This window comes from Streptococcus suis, assembly GCF_046032515.1.
In the GTDB taxonomy this organism is placed as follows: domain Bacteria; phylum Bacillota; class Bacilli; order Lactobacillales; family Streptococcaceae; genus Streptococcus; species Streptococcus suis_AL.
In genome coordinates, this window is the sequence record NZ_JARQPJ010000015.1 from 34465 (window position 1) to 54640 (window position 20176).

17 protein-coding genes and 1 pseudogene are annotated in these 20176 nt (G+C 34.1%); 1 reads left to right on the plus strand and 17 read right to left on the minus strand.

All coding sequences use genetic code 11. The annotated features are described in order from the left end of the window. The first annotated feature begins 17 nt into the window (after positions 1-17). On the plus strand, positions 18-1856 hold the full coding sequence (glgB, locus tag P7J49_RS07770; protein WP_408570347.1) for a 1,4-alpha-glucan branching protein GlgB: 1839 nt from the start codon (positions 18-20) through the stop codon (positions 1854-1856). Between the two features lie 127 nt (positions 1857-1983). On the opposite strand, the gene P7J49_RS07775 is transcribed toward glgB, so the two are convergent. The 17 genes and pseudogenes from P7J49_RS07775 to P7J49_RS07855 all read right to left on the minus strand — a co-directional run bounded on the left by P7J49_RS07775 (position 1984) and on the right by P7J49_RS07855 (position 19799). Further along, positions 1984-2784 (minus strand): transporter substrate-binding domain-containing protein, encoded by an 801-nt coding sequence (locus P7J49_RS07775; RefSeq protein WP_408570348.1) that lies wholly within the window; start codon positions 2782-2784, stop codon positions 1984-1986. 171 nt (positions 2785-2955) lie between these two features. Further along, positions 2956-3765, minus strand: coding sequence for a transporter substrate-binding domain-containing protein (locus tag P7J49_RS07780; RefSeq protein ID WP_079267489.1), 810 nt, complete (start codon positions 3763-3765; stop codon positions 2956-2958). 200 nt (positions 3766-3965) lie between these two features. Continuing rightward, positions 3966-4310 (minus strand): annotated as a pseudogene (locus P7J49_RS07785) (8-oxo-dGTP diphosphatase); the annotation flags it as partial. A gap of 109 nt (positions 4311-4419) precedes the next feature. Beyond that, on the minus strand, positions 4420-5856 hold the full coding sequence (locus P7J49_RS07790; protein ID WP_099810551.1) for a recombinase family protein: 1437 nt from the start codon (positions 5854-5856) through the stop codon (positions 4420-4422). Continuing rightward, positions 5849-7465: a recombinase family protein gene (locus P7J49_RS07795; RefSeq protein ID WP_029187294.1), complete on the minus strand. Its 1617-nt coding sequence runs from the start codon at positions 7463-7465 to the stop codon at positions 5849-5851. The genes P7J49_RS07790 and P7J49_RS07795 overlap by 8 nt, the downstream gene beginning before the upstream one ends. Continuing rightward, on the minus strand, positions 7465-9039 hold the full coding sequence (locus P7J49_RS07800) for a recombinase family protein (protein WP_029187295.1): 1575 nt from the start codon (positions 9037-9039) through the stop codon (positions 7465-7467). The genes P7J49_RS07795 and P7J49_RS07800 overlap by 1 nt, the downstream gene beginning before the upstream one ends. Before the next feature lie 98 nt (positions 9040-9137). Further along, positions 9138-9278, minus strand: a complete 141-nt coding sequence (locus P7J49_RS07805) for a hypothetical protein (protein WP_032499446.1) — start codon at positions 9276-9278, stop codon at positions 9138-9140. Positions 9279-9551: 273 nt separating this feature from the next. Next, positions 9552-9767 (minus strand): helix-turn-helix domain-containing protein, encoded by a 216-nt coding sequence (locus P7J49_RS07810; RefSeq protein ID WP_024395821.1) that lies wholly within the window; start codon positions 9765-9767, stop codon positions 9552-9554. Positions 9768-9845: 78 nt separating this feature from the next. Then, positions 9846-10442, minus strand: coding sequence for a response regulator transcription factor (locus tag P7J49_RS07815; protein WP_029187296.1), 597 nt, complete (start codon positions 10440-10442; stop codon positions 9846-9848). Then, positions 10423-11997: a sensor histidine kinase gene (locus P7J49_RS07820; RefSeq protein ID WP_408570349.1), complete on the minus strand. Its 1575-nt coding sequence runs from the start codon at positions 11995-11997 to the stop codon at positions 10423-10425. The genes P7J49_RS07815 and P7J49_RS07820 overlap by 20 nt, the downstream gene beginning before the upstream one ends. Positions 11998-12083: 86 nt before the next feature. Continuing rightward, on the minus strand, positions 12084-14105 hold the full coding sequence (locus P7J49_RS07825) for an FtsX-like permease family protein (RefSeq protein ID WP_029187297.1): 2022 nt from the start codon (positions 14103-14105) through the stop codon (positions 12084-12086). Positions 14106-14116: 11 nt separating this feature from the next. Further along, a complete protein-coding gene (locus P7J49_RS07830; RefSeq protein WP_024394055.1) occupies positions 14117-14851 on the minus strand; it encodes an ABC transporter ATP-binding protein in 735 nt (244 codons plus the stop codon). Between the two features lie 263 nt (positions 14852-15114). Then, on the minus strand, positions 15115-15291 hold the full coding sequence (slmA, locus tag P7J49_RS07835; RefSeq protein ID WP_024394056.1) for a salivaricin M family lantibiotic: 177 nt from the start codon (positions 15289-15291) through the stop codon (positions 15115-15117). A 93-nt stretch (positions 15292-15384) separates the two neighbouring features. Continuing rightward, positions 15385-15567 carry a salivaricin M family lantibiotic gene (gene slmA / locus P7J49_RS07840; protein WP_024394057.1) on the minus strand — a complete coding sequence of 61 codons (183 nt, stop codon included), beginning with the start codon at positions 15565-15567 and terminating at the stop codon, positions 15385-15387. A gap of 80 nt (positions 15568-15647) precedes the next feature. Beyond that, a complete protein-coding gene (gene slmA / locus P7J49_RS07845) occupies positions 15648-15830 on the minus strand; it encodes a salivaricin M family lantibiotic (protein WP_024394058.1) in 183 nt (60 codons plus the stop codon). 15 nt (positions 15831-15845) lie between these two features. After that, positions 15846-16034, minus strand: a complete 189-nt coding sequence (gene slmA, locus P7J49_RS07850) for a salivaricin M family lantibiotic (RefSeq protein WP_024394059.1) — start codon at positions 16032-16034, stop codon at positions 15846-15848. Positions 16035-17681: 1647 nt separating this feature from the next. Further along, positions 17682-19799, minus strand: a complete 2118-nt coding sequence (locus P7J49_RS07855; RefSeq protein ID WP_024394060.1) for a peptidase domain-containing ABC transporter — start codon at positions 19797-19799, stop codon at positions 17682-17684. Positions 19800-20176: the final 377 nt, after the last annotated feature.

Consider the following 20176-nt stretch of genomic DNA (forward strand, 5'->3'; position numbering starts at 1 on the left):
CGGCAATGGAGATTGCTATGACAGAATTTACTGACCTAGATTTATATTATATGAATGCTGGTGAGCATACCACTCTTTACGAAAAAATGGGTGCTCATATTATAAAAGAAGGAAACAAAATTATCGGAACCCAATTTCGTGTCTATGCCCCAAATGCCAGAGAAGTATTCTTAGTTGGCAACTTTAATGAGTGGCAACGCAGTCACTCTATGGAGCGTGAAATTGATGGTGTGTTTCAACTTTATGTAGACGGATTAAAATCCCTTGAAGATTATAAATATCTGATTATCACACACGATGGGCGTGAAATATATAAGGCTGACCCTTATGCATTTTTCAGCCAAGTTCGTCCAGACACTGCCTCTACAACCTACAATTCGCGTTATAAATTCAAAGATGACCTCTGGATGTATCATCGTGTTAACTATGATTTTAAAGAACAGCCAGTATCCATCTACGAGGTGCACTTAGGTTCGTGGAAGCAAAAATTTGCTAATAAGAATGAAGGAGGAGCTCCTGTGGAAGCTTTCAATAGTTATAAGGAAATTACTCCACTTCTCATCGAACATATCAAGGAAAATAACTACACACATATTGAATTATTGCCAATTACCGAGCATCCTCTCGATGCGTCTTGGGGCTATCAGGTAACAGGCTACTACAGTCCAACTAGTCGCTATGGCAAGCCAGATGAACTTAAGTATTTAGTTGACCAATGTCACCAAGCAGGAATCGGAGTGATTCTTGACTGGGTACCACTTCATTTCTGTAAAGATGCTCATGGGCTCTACCAGTTTGATGGTAGTTGGCTATACGAATACTCCTACGAACAAGATCGTGAAAACCACCAGTGGGGGACTGCTAATTTTGACCTTGGAAAAGGACTGACTCGTTCTTTCCTTCTTTCTAATTTAAAATACTGGTTGGAATATTTCCATTTTGATGGCATCCGTGTTGATGCACTATCTTATCTCCTCTATTGGCGTGGTGAAACAGATGAAGATAAGATAAATCATGCCGCTATTGACTTTATCAAACGTGTCAATGCCATGGTTCATACAGACTATAAGGGTGTCTTGATGATTGCGGAAGATTCGTCAAGTTTCCCTAAAGTAACCCATCCTTTAGAAGAAGGTGGTATCGGTTTTGATATGAAATGGGATTTGGGTTGGATGAATGATACACTAAAATTCATGGAACGCCCTGCTATTTATCGAAAATATCACTCAAATGAAATCACTTTTGGTATGTACTATAACCAAAACGAGCAATTCTTACTACCACTTTCGCACGACGAAGTTGTTCATGGGAAGCACTCCATTATCGAGAAGATGAATGGCGACTACGAAGATAAGTTCCATCTGGCTCGAGTCTACTACAGCTTTTACTTTGCCCATCCTGGAAAGAAATTACTCTTCATGGGAAATGAATGGGGTCATATCCGTGAATGGCACGAATATACAGAAATGGACTGGGGACTGCTACAATTTCCAATCCACCATTCTTTCTATCAAATGATGAAAACATTATCTACTTTCTATAAAGAACATGATGCTTTCTGGAAATATGACTACCAAGCCTATGAAAAAGGATTTAATTGGGTAAAAATAGATGAAGAAGCAAGCCTGTATGCTTTTTCTCGCACTAGTGATGAGCAAGAAATCTTGACTATTCATAACTTTAATGATCAAGAACTATTTGATGTACACTTGGATTTGCCAGCTGACAGCGAATATAAACTTGTCTTCTCATCTAATGCTATTCCAATGGACACATTTAGCCTCTATCCCGATGAAAATGGAGCTAGAATTACTGTACCACGTTTGACCAGTTTTTATCTAGAGCGTGTGAAATAATATAATATATGAGAATGGAGTATTGAACCGACCCCAATTTTCTGTCTAACTTTTGGGGTGTGGCTCACTTATTCCATTCTTTTTGCATGCAAAAACAACCACCGTTTCCGATGATTGTTCGTTTCTCTTATTCAACACTTGTATATGTTGCAGCTTTCTCAAGGAAAGTATCAAACTCACCACTTGCTTTTACTTCTGCGATAACCTTGTCTATCGCAGTTTTTAGTTCTGTACTACCTTTTGGCAAAGCAATGACTTTCGAATTCTCATCAATCGTTGGAAATTCAACGGATGCAACGGCTAAATCTGAATTCTGTGAAACATAACCAGCAGCAACTGGAGAATCCATTAAAATAGCATCAACTTTTCCTGATTTGAGCTCATTTACAGCTTCACCCATCAAGGTTAAAGAAATTAGGTTAGCTTGACTAATATTTTCCTGTGCGTAAGCTTCCTGTGTTGACCCCTTTTGTACAGCGAGAGTTTTTCCGCTCATAGCATCAATTGAAGTGAGTGAACTGGCATTATCTTTTTTGATAAGTAATACATCAGAAATTTGATAGTAACTTTCTGAGAAGTCAAAAACTTTTGCACGTTCATCAGAGTAAGAAAGACCAGCAATTGCAATATCAGCTTTGCCATTTTGAACGCTAGACAATACATTGTCAAAACTCATTGCTGAAACTTCAAGCTTGACCCCAAGTTCGTCGGCTATTTTTTGAGCCAACATCATATCTGCACCAACAACTTCATTCTTTCCATCAACTAGTGCCTGAAACTCGAATGGAGCATAGTCCGGACTAGTTGCCACTACCAATGTTCCTTTTTCTTTAATTTTATCTAATGCAGATTGTGATGACGTCGAAGAACAAGCTGCCAATGTCAGTCCTGCTAAAACTGTTGCTACTAATGCCAAGATTTTTTTCATATTTCCTAACTACCTTCTCTTTATTTTAATAAAATACCTATTCTAAAAAACACAAGCTTTTTGATTTTCATTGTATTTTCTTGCAGTTTTTCAGAATGTATTCTCATTTTAATTCATTTTTATACATTTGTCAAGAAAATATTATTTTTATTCACTTTAATTGTATAAAATTTAATTGTTAGCAATGGATAATTCATAGGCTTCTTGAACAAATTGATCCATCTGTCCAGATTCTACTAGTTTTGTAATGACAGAGTCAACTTTTTCCTTTAAAGCTGTACTTCCTTTTGGCAAGGCAATAGCATAGGCATCTGAATAGCTACTTTTTATCTCAGTATCTAAAATAACCAAATCATCATTTTTAGCAACATAGGCTTTCGCAATCGGCTCTTCAAAAATAACTGCTTCTACCTTCTGTGATTTTAATTGATTAATCAGCTCTCCGTTCGAAGCTAGAGCAATAACCGTGGAAGACGGAAGCTGTTCTTTAACGATTTGTTCTTGAATAGAACCTTTTTGTGCTCCTATATTTGCCTCAGCTAGAGAATCAAGCGATGTATATTGTGCAAAATCCTCTTTATTTATAATAACTTTATTGGTTGAGGTGTAGTAAGGAATGGAAAAATCATACACTTTTGCACGCTCTTCAGTGGCTGAAATTCCTGAAATGGCAATATCCGATTGCCCTGACTGGACATTGTTCAAAACATTATCAAAACTCATCGCTGAAAATTCGACTTCTACACCCAATTCTTGCCCAATGGCTTTTGCAAGCTCAATGTCAGCTCCAACGATTGTATCTTTGCCATCAACCAGTGTTCTAAACTCAAATGGTGGAAATTCTGGATTTAATGCAACAATTAGTTTTCCCTTTTCCTGAACATCCTTCAAAGAAGTATCTTCTTGAGTAGCATTTCCACTACAAGCGCTTAGGGTCATCGTTGCTAGTAAAACCAAGCCTGTCATAATATATTTTTTCATCATCATATTCTCCTTTAAAATAATCCTGTGCATACTTATACCGTTTTTTTATATAAAACATCGGACTTTCATTGTAGTGAAATGCATATTTTTTCTCCTTTTTTGAAAGATAAAAACATTTTATGTCATTTTTATACATTTGTCAACTTATTTATTGTATTTTTATTCAAACAACATAAAAAAGAAGCTATTTCTAGCTTCTACCTAAAATTCTTATCCCACTCTCCATCTTCATTTTTTCTAGTATAAAAGAACTCGGACAAATCTGGCTCATCCATGACTTTCAGTATTTCTAGCAAATCATAGGCCAAATCCATCTGAGGCAGGTCCGACTTCTCGACCCAACGCACTTCACCTTCTTCAGTTGATCGGATAGCTCCTGTAAACTCTGTTGCCTTATAGAGAAATACAATGTAACGATGCCCTTCCTTGTCCGGCCAATGCTTTATTCCGACTAATCGTGCATTTCCAATCGTCAAGCCGGTCTCCTCAAAGACCTCACGAACAACCGAATCATGGAAATTCTCGCCTTCTTCAATATGTCCCTCTTATGTCAAGTAACTGACACTATTTATTTACTAGATTTCACACTAATTGTATCACAAATCAACCTATCAAGAAAGAGACTTGATACGATTCAAGTCTCCTCTTCAACTATTTATAGATAACTGTAAAAAATCCGAGGCAGTCAACAACTACTTTTTCAATGTGAGTGCTAACTATTTCTTTTGTTAACCTATCATTACTCAACAACTGAAATGTATTAACTTCTTTCAGCTGTTCTTCTAAATTCCTAACAGTTTTGTCTATTACCATTTTCTTAGTAATGTAATCTTCCCTAGTCATCAGGCTATCCTTGTAGTCTTGGAAAAAGGATAGTTTTTGTCTCTTTAATCGCTCAATCTCTCTAAGAACTCTAGTCTTAGAAGCTTTTGGGCGGGACTTATCCTCCTCATACCCAAGTTTCTCCTTGATTGCTTGCTCAATCTTGTCTGCTCGGCATGACTTCATTTTTTCTCCCTGTCCTTTACAATAGCGACAGGAAAAATACTGATAACCTTGATGGTTATATGAACCAATCAAAGAATGGTCACAATGCTCACAACGAATCAGTCCTGTTAAAATGCTAGGAATTTTCGGAGGATGAGAGTGTTTTTTCTGGATAACCTTCTTAGCTTTTAATCGAGCAACTTGTTCAAATAGTTCTGATGAAATAATCGCTTCGTGATTGTTCTCAATCCGCTCCCACTCTGATTTTGGTCTGAAAACATGCTTCCCCCTTACATACGTCCGAGTATTAAACAGATAAGTTCCCTTATAGGCTTCATTCTTTAAAATTTGACCAACGGTAGTGCTACTCCAAACATTTCGTTTTTGCTCAGTTGTTAAACGGAGTGACTTTGCGTAACGTGCCTGACTGATTTGCATCTTTCGTTCTGCTGGAGTAATGACTTGTTCTTCATTCAGGAGTCGAGCAATTGTTTGGTAACTATTACCATCAAGATACAAGGTGAAAATCCGTCGAACAATTGGTGCAACTGTCTCGTCAATAATAATCTTGAAACGGTCCTCTGGATCCTTGAGATAACCAAATGGGGGCAACCAGCTCATGTTTTTGCCCGAGCGTTTCATGCTGTTCATCGCACTCTTAACCTTTTCAGAAACATCCTTGGCATAGAAATCATTGAGGAGGTTTCTAAACGGAACATCAATATCCAGTCCATTTTGTTCAGATGTCAAACTATCATATTGGTCATTTATAGCTATGAAGCGAACTCCGAGAAAAGGGAAAATATTTTCTAAATAATTCCCTAGTTCCAGATAATCACGCATAAAACGAGACAAATCCTTAACAATGATATGACGGATAATTCCCGACTTTACATCAGCCATTAAGCGTTGGAAAGCAGGCCGATTAAGACTTGTTCCTGAAAAACCATCGTCCACAAACTCCAAGCGTTCCCAATGATTAAAGTCTGATGACTGATCAAGGTACTGATTCAAAAGATAGCGTTGGTTGGTAATGGAGTTACTTTCGTCTGTCCCGTCCTCATCGACGGAAAGACGAAGGTATAAAGCCATTTTAGACATGGTCATCACCTCCCATCAGGCAGGTAAAAGTTACTATCACAGACTTATCCACTTCAACATCTATCCGTTCTATCACTTCATTAAGCAGTTCTGCCGTTAAAACTGATTGATTTTGGCATTTAGCAAGATGTTTAACCCAACTGACCTGCTGACTGTGTTTCTCCTCAATTTTCATCGCTAAAGCCTCATAATGGGCTATTTCTGTTGAGAGGGTTTCAATTTTTGAGGTAATCGTCGCCTTTTGAGACAAATAAGTCTCTCGTTCCTGAGCCTCAAGGCGGTAATTCAGATAAAGCTCGCTTTGCTCAGCTTGTAGACTAGCCAAAGTCCTTTGAAATTTTTTTATTTTCTTTTGGCAATCTCTAAGATATTCATTCCTCTTCATTTCTAATTTGGGCAATAAGTTTTTAACCGTGCCAAGCCGATTCATCTCTGCCTGAACCAAGCTCAACACAATCTTATCTAAGGCTTGTTCACTGATATAGACAGTTTGTTTCTCTGAAGGTGCTGAACCATGAAGATATTCCATAAAGTAATAGTAATCATACTCTGATTTGGAATTTGAGAAATGCTTACAGTACCTTCGCATTTGAGTTGATTGCCCCTTGACATAGATAAGCCCCTTATAACGATTAGTAGTACGAGGTTGAGTCTGTTTTCTTATGGAACGACGTTCCCTGATTAGTTTTTGAAGGGTTTGATATTCTTCTTTTGTAATATAACCCTCATGACAATCATCTACTTGAATAAAATCTTTTTCAGATAAAGTTTTATTATGCCGACGTTGAATGAGGCTACCATAAAACGCAGGATTTTGAACAAGTCGCTGAAGGTTCGCACTTTGCCATTGTCGTGTATCATTCTCTGTTCTATACCTTTCTCCTGTTTGGCGATAGGCCATTGGCGTAGCAACTTTCTGCTGATTAAGGTATTTTGTCACCTGGTTGATAGATTGGCCTGCCATTAACTTTTCAAAGACATCTACCATAACAGGTTGAACTAGTGCATCAATGACTAAACGATTACCACCCTCTCTTCTTTCTAACTTATATCCATAGGGAGCAAAGCCAGCGATGAAATAACCTTGCTTTGCTTTCTGAATATGACTAGCGGTAACTTTCTTTGAAATATCCTTAGAATATAAGTCGTTGACCAAATTCTTGATTTCCACTTCAAAGGATTTCTTATCTTCTAATCCGTTGAGTGTGTCTAAATTGTCATTGATTGAGATAAAGCGAACCCCCATAAAGGGGAATACTTTGTCAATCAGTCGTCCCATCTCAATGTAGTTTCGACCCAAGCGGGATAAGTCTCGAATCAAGATACAGTTGATAATCCCTTTTTTGAGGTCTTCCATCATGTCCTGGTAGGCAGGTCGATTAAAGTTTGTCCCAGAATACTCATAGTCGATGTAACACTTGGTTACAAATAGCCCCCTTTCCTTGGCAAAGTTCCTAGCCAGACTTTCTTGCGTTTCTAAGGAGTGCGATTTGTTTCGCCAACTTTCTGTACGTTCATTCGACAAACGAATGTAAATGCCTGTTCGATAGGTTTTAAGAGATAACCCTTCTTCTGTTTCCTTACGGTAGCGGTTCTTGGTACGTGCCATTAGACCACCTCCTTCTCTCGATGAGAAAACTGCTGGAGGACTTCGAGTTCTGCCATATCATGAAACACCAAGGTCAGCTCCTGATTTTCGTGAATGACAATGCGGTCAAGCAAGGAAACTAGAGTGAGGCGATTGAGCTCTCGGTTATTTTGTATGGTACTCAACTGGTCTAACCACTTCTCCTTATCCTGAAGTTTATCATACAGGATTTGAGCTAACTCTTTCTTTTGAATGATTGTGTCTTCAATTTGATTTAGTTTTTGGCGATAGCATCGCTGAAACTCTTGGTATTCTGTATCATTGATCAAACCGTCGTCTAAATCCAAATACAAGGACTGGAGCAACTGTTCGTACTTCTTGCGATTCTCAAGTAGAGAAGTAAAATCGACTTCCAAAAACTGTTCTTGATTAACATAATCAGGAACTGCTTTAATCAGATAAGACTTCCAGTCAAGATGTTGATGAATAAAGGTCGATACTAAGTCAAGTAATATCACTTGCTTGACTGCATGGCGACTACATCCTCTTCCGTTATTGTAGGTGCTACAAATATACTGAACAGTCTCTTTATCCTTGTAGCGGAGCTTTCGTTGTACAAGCTGAGCTTGACAGTCGCTGCAAAATAATAATCCTGCAAATAGGTCAGGCAGCTTCTTCCCATGTTTGACATCTCTGAGTAAGAGATTATTAGCAAGCTCAAACGTACTTTTTGAGATAATCGCCTCATGTGTATCATCAACTCGTACCCAATCTGCTGGATTCACAGCTACAGACTTTTGTGACTTGTAATTGAGTTTGGTTTGCTTCCCCTGTTCCAAACTACCTGTATAGACACGATTTGTCAAAATACGATTGACCATTTTCGTGTCCCACTTGTAGTTATGACCATGAAAACCTTTAATCTTTTCTTGACAGGCTTTCTTACGTTGTAGAGGCGTTTCTACCCCAGCTTGATTAAGAAACCCTGCAATAGCGTTTGACGAATATCCCTCTAATTTAAGAGTAAAGATTTTCTCAATAGTAGGGCGTACATTCTCATCAACCACTAGATGATTCCGTTGCTTTTCATCTTTGCGATAGCCATAAGGGGCAAAAGCTCCAATAAACTCGCCCTTTTGTCGTTTAGCTTTTTGAGTGCTTCGAACTTTGGTTGAAATGTCTCGACAGTAGCTATCGTTAATTAGACTTTTAATGGGCATAACCAAGTGTGTTTCATTTGTATCAGCAGTCATACTATCATAGTGATCATTAACCGAGATAAACCTAACTCCCATAGCAGGAAAAATTCGCTGAAGGTATTTCCCAGTCTCAATATAGTCACGACCGAAGCGTGACAAGTCCTTAACAATAATAGTATCAATTGTCTTATCATTCACCATAGCCATCATACGGTTAAAGTCAGGGCGGTTAAAGGTTAAGCCACTAATACCATCATCCATAAATTCTTCTAAAATGGTGAAATCATGATTTCTGGCATAATCTCTCAAAAGTGAGCGTTGGTTGATGATGGAATTACTTTCCACATTATCCCCATCATCTCGTGATAAGCGTAAATAAATACAGGTTTTTGTCATATGTATCTCCTTAATCAGTATTTAGGTGCTTACCGATTAAGGATTGAGGTTCTACAACTCTATTTTACATCATTTCTAAAAACATGTCCGCTAAAACCTCAAATTTTTTCAAGCTTTCGACCTAATAAATCATCTAAAATATCCGTCAGACTAAGTGACTTATTCGTCACTTGCACCGTCACCTTATAACCCTCAATCACAACCTGCGGTAATTCCGCACCTGTTTGTATTTTTTCCATAAACGTTTTTCCTTTACTTCAAAATATTGACCTCAGTGGGAAGAACTGGTTAAGTCCTACATGGGGATTGCACCCGCTGTCCTTTCTCGATGGCAGCCTGAACGTTCAGAAGTATCATTATCCTCATTTGTCTCATGGCAGATAGGTAACCAACCTATTTTATAGCCGATAATTCTCGCTCATCTCACGGCGTACCAGGCTAAATTGCTCCACAAATGATTAAAGTCCCACCTTGGTTTATTCAGTTGTCAATGAACAAACAAGGAGAGACTTCTATTTTTGTATTCTTTTACGAAAATCTGTTAGATGTAACAAATAATCCGTGCTCACACTATAAAGATTTGAAAGCTTAATCAAAATATCTACTGGCAATTCTCTGGTGCCACTTTCTATTCTAGAATAAAAGGATTGACTACAACTCAAATAATTTGAAATAAACTCTTGACTATAGTCAGAATCCTCCCTCAAATCTCTTAGTCGCCTATACATTCGTTCACTCCTAATGAAATTATAATTAAGATTTGAACGAATCTTAAATTTTATGCCAAATTGGCATAACAGATAATCCTACTCTGGAGAGAAATATCCTAAAAGTTCTGCTTTATGGATTGCCTCCTGCCTATTATTAACACCTAGCTTTGAAAATACATTTGCCAAATGATTCGAAACAGTCCGTTTGCTTAAAAATAAGGTTTCACAAATCTCATCAATTGTTAAACCATTTCTGACCGATTCTAACACTTCTATCTCTCGTTCAGACAAGATATCCACGATTTCTTCTACCGAAAAATACTTTTTTCCACTATATATACCTTTTAATTGAGTAAGAAGCTTATCTGGATCGATACTTTTATCAATAAAAGCATAAGCTCCCATCTTCTGAGCTCGATATTCATAAATTTTTTTGCTATATCCTGTTAAAATAACGATTTTAATACCTCGTTCTTTTTTTATCATTTCTTCTGCCAAGGCTAATCCATCTGTTTCATAAATACTAGTCAAATTAATATCTATCAAAATGATATCGTATCGACTATAATCAATATCATCTACTGATTGAAAATTTTCAATTAAATCAACATAATCAATTGTTTCTGATAGCTCTAAAATCATTTTTATGCTCTGACTAAACAACTTGTGATCATCAATTAATAAAATTTTCATAGCATAACTCCTTATCTATTGGTAATTGGATTTCTACTTGAAACATAGCATCCATTGTCTGAATTTCTATTGTTCCACCTAAAACACTGACACGATTTTCTAAATTCTTTAACCCATAACCAAGATGGTTACTAAAAATATCATAATCATTTTTACAAGATAAATAAATAATATCGTCAGATACAGAGAGAGATAACGAAATAATATGGCCTGACGAATATTTAACAGCATTGGTCACTAACTCTTCAATAAAGCGATAAAGAATCTTATCATACGGTTCCATTAGAAAAAAATCAGACTGAAAATCTGTTTCAACTTTTTTCATAGTCTCATATCTCCTCAATATTCTATCAATTAATGATGTATATTTTTTAGTTAACTCCTCATTGCCACTACTCATTGGTTGATAATAATCCATTCTCTCTCGGATACGTTGAACTAGTTCATCTGAGACATATCCAATCTGAGTTCTAAACTTCTCATCTTCTCCATATTTATTAAAATTTTTAATAGCCATCACGCTTTGTAATACTTCGTTATGAAGAAATTCTGCGAATTGTTGCTCTATATCTTCATTAGCTAACAAATTCTTCACCATCTTATTTCTTTTCAAAAATAAAACTTCTAAATAATCTTTTGCACCCGTTAGCCGCTTACCTCTAAATAATCTAATAAATTCTTCCGTTAGAAATCCAACTATCAGCACAAGTAAATTAAAACAAATAAAACTTTGTTTTAAGTCTAGCCTTACAATAATAAATGTAGTAACCAAAAGGATACTTACCCCCAGTAGTACTTTTAAACTTGCCTCAATATATAATAGTTTCAACTCATCTATCTTTTTTTGAAAACTCATATAAATTGTTTTCAAGTGGAACGCAACAAGTACCAAAAGAATTTCTACATACCATAAAAAGTTTAAAATACCAATATCAGTCGTATTAATATATAAAATAATATAAGTAACTGGTAGGAAAAATGAAAGGAAGGTTAAATTTTTCCTCTGGTAATTTAAAAAAGATTTCAACTCTTTTTTATACATCATTAACAGAATAATAGGTAAGTAAGAAATGAAAAATGATGTAAATATAGATAAAAATAAAAAGAGGGGCTTGCTAAAAAAATAAGATATCTCTGTAATAATTATAACAATAAAAGTTACAAAAAATAGTTCCTCACCTATTTTTTTACCTAACAAAATAATAGATACTGAACTATAAACTAATAGAAAAGAATTAATGGGATGAAGTAAATCTAAAAAATGGAATAATGTGTGTTCAACATTCAAATTCAGAGCCAATTGCCAACTAATTAAAAATAGCGATAGTAATAGCCACAACTTCAATTCACTATATTTAAACTTTAAGAAATTACAAATGTAAGTAGAAATAATCAACAAAATAATAAAAACAACTGCAAATTTTTGAGTAAAAGTTGATGAAAAGTCAAATGGAATTTGAAGGTATATATAAATCATTAATATAAAATGATTTATTAAAGTGATCCACCATAACAATAGTGAGTTATCAGAAATATTCTTTAACCACGTCTTCATATTTAAAATTTCCTACTATGATTTTTTATTATCATTATATCACAAAACCAGAATAAGGATAGCTAATATCCTATTCTGGTTTTCACTCATCGGGTCTGATTACTAGCCTTTAAACAAACTTTATAGGTAAAATAGATATAAACTGCAAATAAGCCAATCATAAACAATAAATATTTTGCATCAATGACAACTGTCGTATTCGCGAAATTTTCAAAGTAGCCTAATAAGCTGTTACTAAGTGAATAACTCAATGGAACAGCTATTAGCAACGGGATTAGAAAATAGGCAAGAATCTGTTGAAAAATAATTTTTTTATTTTGCTTTCTTTGATTTCCTAGTAAATAAAGTATATTGTAATCATTAACGCTTTCTAATGCATTTGTAGAAGCCTGCAACGACAGAATACTCAATGTGATGACTGTAAAAATAACTCCCACAAAAATTAGAACTAACACAATGACTCCCATAAATCCTAGATATAGTTCTGCTGATCGAACTTTTGTTTGATATACAAAATCAGATTGATTTCCTTCTTGATCCGTAAAATAATAATTTTCAATCCAGTTCTCTAAAAATGATTCAACATTTCGTTTATCAATCCCTTTTTTATATAAGGCTACATAATGTAAACTGTTAACAGTCAATTTTTTCGCTACTTTATCAGGAACGATCAATGTCCCTCGATCATTATTTTCTACTGTAGTAACAAAATAAACATTTTCCAAAGCACTTTTAGAACTTGACCTTAACTTTACACCGGAAACAGTCAATTCGTTATTTTTAGAGAGAAATTCCCTAATCTGCTTCCTAGTGCCTTTATAGTTTGCATTTATTAAAAATTCATTGTCTGACAAACTGACTTCTTTTTTCCCTTGAAGTCTTAATAAAGAATTGTAATCAGTAAGCGAAACAATATTAACGAACGAATCTCCTAATTCTTTATCTAAATCCCATAAATTGCTTGTATCAATAATATCTTTATAAGTCAATTCACTTATATAAGTTGGATACTCAAACTCTTTATCAATAATCGAAAAGTCAAAACCATCTTCTTTTAACTTACTCTTTACATCTATATTGTTATAATGGTATTTTTCTCCCTTAAACATCTGCACATCAATATCATAAGGAATAAATTTATTTAAATCATTACTCAATGAACTGTAGGCGCTACCACTAAAAATCAATAAGCTAGTTGCTAATGTCAAGGAAAGCGATAATACCGATATAGTCACCGAATTACGATCTGCCTGTTTAGATAGTTGTCTGAGTTTAAATGAATTATATTTCTTGAAATACCAATTTGGCAATGAATAAGTTAAGCGGATCAAAGAATGGCTTAATGTACTGTAAAAAATAAATATAACTAGTACAAACAGTGTTATAAGTAACATTCCCCAATTTCTAAGAATTGAAATATGAGTATAGTCTGATAGATAGACACATCCAAAGCAAATAACTAGTGCCGATAAGATAAATAATAGCACTTGCCACTTTGTTTCTCCTTTCGAAAAAATAGAACTTTTAACACCATTTTCTTGAATAAGAGAAATAATAGCTTGCTTTCTAAAGGTAAATATGTCCATCACACCAATAATTACACTTGTTGCTAAATATGATATTCCTAGTAAATTCACTGATTTCATGTCTAGGAAAAACATATTACCAAAATAATTCCCCATAAAAAAATTAGAGGCAATATGTGCTAGAACAATCAGTACTCCTAACCCTAAAATAAATCCTGCAAGCAAAGCAAACAGATTAACAACCATTGTCTCACAGAAAAGCGTTCCTACAATATGACGTTTTTTCATCCCCAATGTTGCGTATAGACCTAGCTCTTGTTTTCTTCGGCCTAATACGAAACCAGTGGAGTAAACAACTAAAAAAGCAATTGTACTCAATACAACGTAAGATAATAGCCCCATATATTGTGTCATAATGGTTGTCATCATCTCCTTAGCACCTGATAAACTTTGCATGACAGGATGATTTGGCAAAGCATTAAATGCATAGAGTAGACTATAAATTAACGTCAAACTAAGAAAGTAAACTGTGTATGTCTGTAAATTTCTTTGAACATTTCTAAGAATTAATTTTGGATACATCTTACTTCTCCTTATCGTGTATGTTTATAAATTTCTTGTAAATATTCTTCATTTGATAAAGAGTGGCGGTACATATCTGCTGTAACTTGCCCATCCTTTAATAGAATAATCCGTGATGAATACTTAGCTGCTGCTGGATCATGTGTCACCATTAAAATGGTAATGCCAAAATCTTGATTAATATCTTGCAGAAGAGCCATTAAATTTTCTGAGTTAGCCGAATCTAAAGCACCTGTTGGTTCATCTGCAATAAGCAGTTTAGATTCGTCAATTAGAGCACGTGCAGTTGCAACACGCTGTCTTTGTCCTCCTGATAATTGATTGGGAAATTTATTTCGTAATTGACCAATTGATAATTTTTCTAGGATATTTTCTATTTTTAAATGACAATCAGAAACTTTTTTTCCTTGAATCTGTAACGGTAAGACAATATTCTCATAAACTGTTAAAGTTTCAACTAAATTATAAGATTGAAAGATATAGGAAATATTTTGTGAGCGATAGTTTGCCAACTGATTATCTGTTGCATTGATTATATCAAATCCCTCAAAGGAAATATCACCTGACGTCGGCTTATCAATTGTTGAAATACAGTTTAACAAAGTTGTTTTTCCACTGCCGCTTGCTCCCATGATAGCAAGAAATTCTCCTGTCTTTACAGAGAGATTAACATCCGATAAAGCATGAACTAGACTATCTCCCTCCCCAAACTCTTTATTTAAATTTTTTACAACTAATTGTGACATAAGTATTCCTCCATTTCTATTTTACAAGACTATTATAATCAATCTGTTCTTTAATATCATGAGTAATTCGTGCATAATCTCTCTAAAGACAAGTAAAAAAGCCATAAACTAGTATGGCTTTTTAAATATACATCATTTCCGTTCTTTCCGTTTTTTCATAACGTAGACGACACCAATAATGGATACTCCTAAAATCAATACGGGAGCATAAAACTCAAGTGTTCCAATAATTCCTTCCATCTTACCCTCCAATCTTGTTCATTCTATCCACAGCGGACATTTGGTGATGTACATTCATAAGAAAAAGTGAAAGCCCACCCACAGCGACCTTGACTAGTCATTCGAACTGCAGTTCTGAATCCAGCTGCGGAATTACCTGATAGTTCTTGATTGTCAATTTCATGACGCAAGCTATCAACTTCTACATAATTTTCTTTCATTTTGTTCCTCCTATAATTTATCATTTAACTCTATCTCTGTCAACTATAACAAGGAAAGTTTACACATCTCAAGAAACATATATACTTCCTAAATTAACAATTAACATTATTACTTGTACATTCATAAGAACATGTGAAACATCGACCGCAGCGACCAGCCAGAGTCATTTTAAATGCTGAATACCAGCCTCCTGCACCAGAAGTTCCTTCCAATTCTTGAGTGCTAATTTCAAAGTCTAAAGTGTCAATTTCTGAATTATATTGCTTATTTTTCATATTGTCCCTCGCAAAACTTTCCTTGTTTATAGTAAATTTAACAAACTCTATTTATCAGAATAAAATTTTCTAATCCTTAGTTAACCACATTTTACATGATTACTAGTACATTCAAATGAACCTGTAAACCATCGACCACAACGACCTGCTAGACTTAATTGAACTGCCGTAAACCAGCCTGAACCTGATTTACCCGAAAGTTCTTGTTCTTTTACTTCAAAATCCAAATTATCAATCTCTGATGACATTTTCTTGTTTTCCATCGTTTTCTCCTATTTTTATTTACCACAACTTACGTTGTTACTAGTACATTCAAATGAACCCGTAAACCATCGACCGCAACGACCTGCTAGACTTAATTGAACTGCCGTGAACCAGCCTGAACCTGATTTGCCTGAAAGCTCTTGCTCGTTTACTTCAAAATCAAGACTATCAATTTCTTCACGTTTATGAATATCTTTAGTCATAAACAACTCTCCTTTCTTTTTTTAGATGATCATCTTTACACTACTAAGTATACATCGTTAAATAGCTTTAGTAATGAGTAAATCGTGCAATAATATTGAACGCTTTAAAAATGACAATACAGATTGATTAGCTATATATTCTAATATAGTAATAGACTCCGTGTGAAGTATCTTTTTCTATCTATGTCAAGCTAGCTTGAACAATTAAAATGGAACAATCAATTTAGCTCTATGACAATGTATCTATCATAATTCTCACACCTTCAGCATACTGCTAAAGTTGGAGGCTATATTGATGTCACAATGGAGTATTTCTTTGGAAATTCCACAATCTTGTCGTTGTTATCAGAAAAACAAAAATAATCTGTTCTTAAAGTTCGTATTAGAAAATTAAATTAAAACTTACCTTGTTTCAAGCTCTCAATCAAGAAACAATAGAAACCATTTTGAATAAGGTATTAATCTATGGCAATTTGACTAACAAAATTGGCTATTCTTTCAGAGAAATATCATTATGAACCTCTTGGCAATTACCAAGCAACATAAGCTTGATTTAGAAAAATATACCACCTATCTTCTAAAACATTTTCCCAATGAGAATACACTAACAAAAAGAAGTTCTAAGAGCCTATTTACATAAGCTAAGATTATACAAGACAATCACCGATAACGAAAAATCTCCAATTGACCCATGAGGATAAATTAGAGATATACAAGCTAAAAAAACAAGGAGTTAGTTGGTCACAGATTTGTAGCCAATTTGATGTCAACGTCAGTGGACTGAAGTATCTGATTCGCTTGATGGACCGCTATGGTATTGAAGTGGTCAAAAAGACCAAAAATACATACTACTCTCTTGAGTTAAAGAAATAATGGATACAGTGTCCCTTCAGAGCTATTCTTTAAGACAAGTTTCACGCGATTACGCTCTCCCAAATGACAGTATACTCTCAGTTAGTGTAAAATAAATCTCGGAAACACCTTTACAAAACGAAAAAAGTCCTATATCCTAGGAGAACACCACATTCCCTTAGAAAGATATAAAACTTATGACTATTGTAACAGAGATTTCCGAGATTTTAAAGTCTAGCAAGCATTTATTAAGTATCCAACTTTTTGGGGTCAATACAACCCCTTGGTTAACGAGGCTTCAATGAACATCCTGGCTCACTACGGAAACATGGGCTTCCAAATCAGATAGCCTTCAATAAGATTTCCCAAGAATTATTATCAGCTATAATCGGTAAAAGAAATCTAATTTCTAGAAAATCCTTGAACTACCAAACTCTACACCAAGTTTTTCTGAGTTATTTCAAAATATCTAACTTAATTTGACAAATGAGGTTTTGCAAAATTTTCTAAAATTCTAAATAATTATTTTGTTTTGCAGGAAATCTAATAAAAAGAGAGAACCATCTTGATTCTCTCGTATGTTATGGTAAATCACTCACTATCCTTGACGAAGTAGGATTCTTTTCAATTTTTTTTACATTTTCCAATATTGTTAGTAAGTGATACTATAAAATTAAACTCCATATCTCTGAAACATAAGATTATTCTTACTTTTCTTGGAAGTATGATACAAATGATAAGCATAATCAACTCATTTGATGCAAAATAACTTAAACTTGAGATTTTTTATTAAAATTAATAATTCATTTGATAAAGTTGACTGTATAAACCATCTCTATTATTTAATAGCTCTCTATGCGTCCCTCTCTCAGAAATTTTTCCATTGTCCATAACAAAAATCTGATCAGAGTCAATAATTGTAGATAAACGATGTGCAATCAAAATTATAGTAATATTCTGCTCTTTAAATTTTCTCATTATTTGTTTTTCGTTTACATTATCTAAATAGCTTGTCGCTTCATCTAAGAGCATAATTCGAGGTTTCTTGACTAATGCTCTAGCCAAAATAATTCTTTGACGTTGCCCACCAGACAAGTTCAATCCCATCTCCGAAACTATCGTATGATACCCCATAGGCATATTTTGGATTTCATCGTGAATATTTACTAATTTACAAATTTCCTCTACTTCTTCTTGTGAAATAATATTATCACCTATAATATTTTCAAGAATAGTTTTATTAAAAAGCGTCATATCTTGAGGCACAATTCCAATTTGTTGACGTAAGTATTTTTTCTCAAATTCATCATAATCTATATTATCAAACAATATTTTTCCTGAACTTGCTGGATATAGACCAATTAATAACTTAGATAGAGTGCTTTTTCCAGAACCAGATGATCCGACAATTGCAACCTGCTCTCCTTGTTTTATTTCTAAAGAAATATTTTCTAAAACTTTTTTACTATCTTTTGTATATGAAAATGATACATTTCTTAATTCAATATCACCTTTTAAATCAAATTTTAATTGTCCATTTTCCTCCATGTCTTCTTCTAAAATTTCAACTATCCTAGCTAAAAACGTTTTACTATTATAAAATGATACTACTGTTTCAAAAATATTATTAGTTTTACTGAATAAAAGAGTACTTAAAGAATAAAGTGCAAATACACTTCCTATACCAACACTACTATTTGATTGTAAGGAAACAAATAGCAATACAAAAGGTGAAATAAATGTGATAATAGTAAATAACGAATTCACAAATCCTGAAAAAATTTCGCTACATTTATACCTATATATATTTTTATCAAATAAACTCTTCCACTGCTTATATGTCTGGTCTTCAAAACCTTCCATTTTAATTCCCATCATAGAATAAACCATTTCAATTTGTTTATTCTGTAAGTCATTTTGAGAAATTATAAATGACTTATTTCTTTGTTCTAAACTCTGTTTGGTCAAGAATAATATAGAAAGATTCAAAAAAAGCAATAGAATAGCTAATAAGGATATAATATAATTAAATCTAGCAAAATAGATTAAAATGCAAATAGCAAACCCTATATCTAAAATCCCAAGTATAAACTGATTTGTAAATAACTGTCTGATTCTAGACAAACCATTTATTGAGTAGATTAAATCTCCGCTACTTCTAGTAGAAAAAAATTTATAAGGTAATTTAAATAGGTTACTTATCACACTATTGTTTAGTCCCTCATCAATAGTACTTGTTAATATAATTGCAAAATATCTCTGGCACAACATGATAATAAAATATATGGAGACAAAACCTAAGAATCTAAGTAATAAATCGAATTGTTTAATAAATACTCCCTGCGATACTTCGTTTAAAATTTGTTGCATCCATAGAGGAAAAATAAAATTTACTCCATAACTACCTAGTGTTAAAAAAAGTAATGGAATAAAATATGACCAAGTTTTTAACAACTGTTTATAAACTACTTGAAAGTTTTCTTTACTCTTTCTACTAGATACTTGTGAACTATCTACTATACTGATTAGATACTCTGAAAAACCTTCTGAAAATTCTTCCAAACTATATCTAATTCTACCAAGCTCTGGATCGACAATCCATACAAATTTTTCATTTGCCTTCTCAATTACTACAAAATGTTTACTTTGCCATAAGGCAATTGCTGGAGTCAAAATTTTAGAGAAATTTTCAACTTGTTCTTTAGGATAACGAAACGACTTAATAGAAAATCCAATATTTTCTAATATATCAATTAAATTTCCAAAATTTGTTCCATCCCTTCCGGTTTCTTGAATATTACGTAAAGCTTTGACAGAAATCTCATGATCAAAATAACTTGATACCATTGCTACACAACATAAACCGCACTCTGTTTTTTGATGCTGTTCTATAAATGGTACTCTTCTCTTCATTACATTCCTCCTCGTAAAATAAGTTTATGGGGATTTTTCAATTCCAAATTTTTAATAATTGTAAAAACGTTAACTTGACTATTGCAAGGTTTTCCAGAACAATAGAGTCATGGAATGGACTCATGGTTGTTTCTTTTCCTCCTTGTTGCTTAGACTTCATTTTAAAGTCTGTTACCCAAGCGTTGTTCCTACTTCCAACACACTAGCTGTTTCCATTATGCTCACTTCTGTACGTAGTAGCGTACAGGCGGCAGGTGAGCTAGTGATTAGAATTCTCTTATGCGAGGCTGTTGGTCCAACGTGTTTCTGGGGAACCTTACAGTAGTCAAGAAACTTTCCAAATACAAATGAAAGGAGACCTTCCAAATGAAATGTTT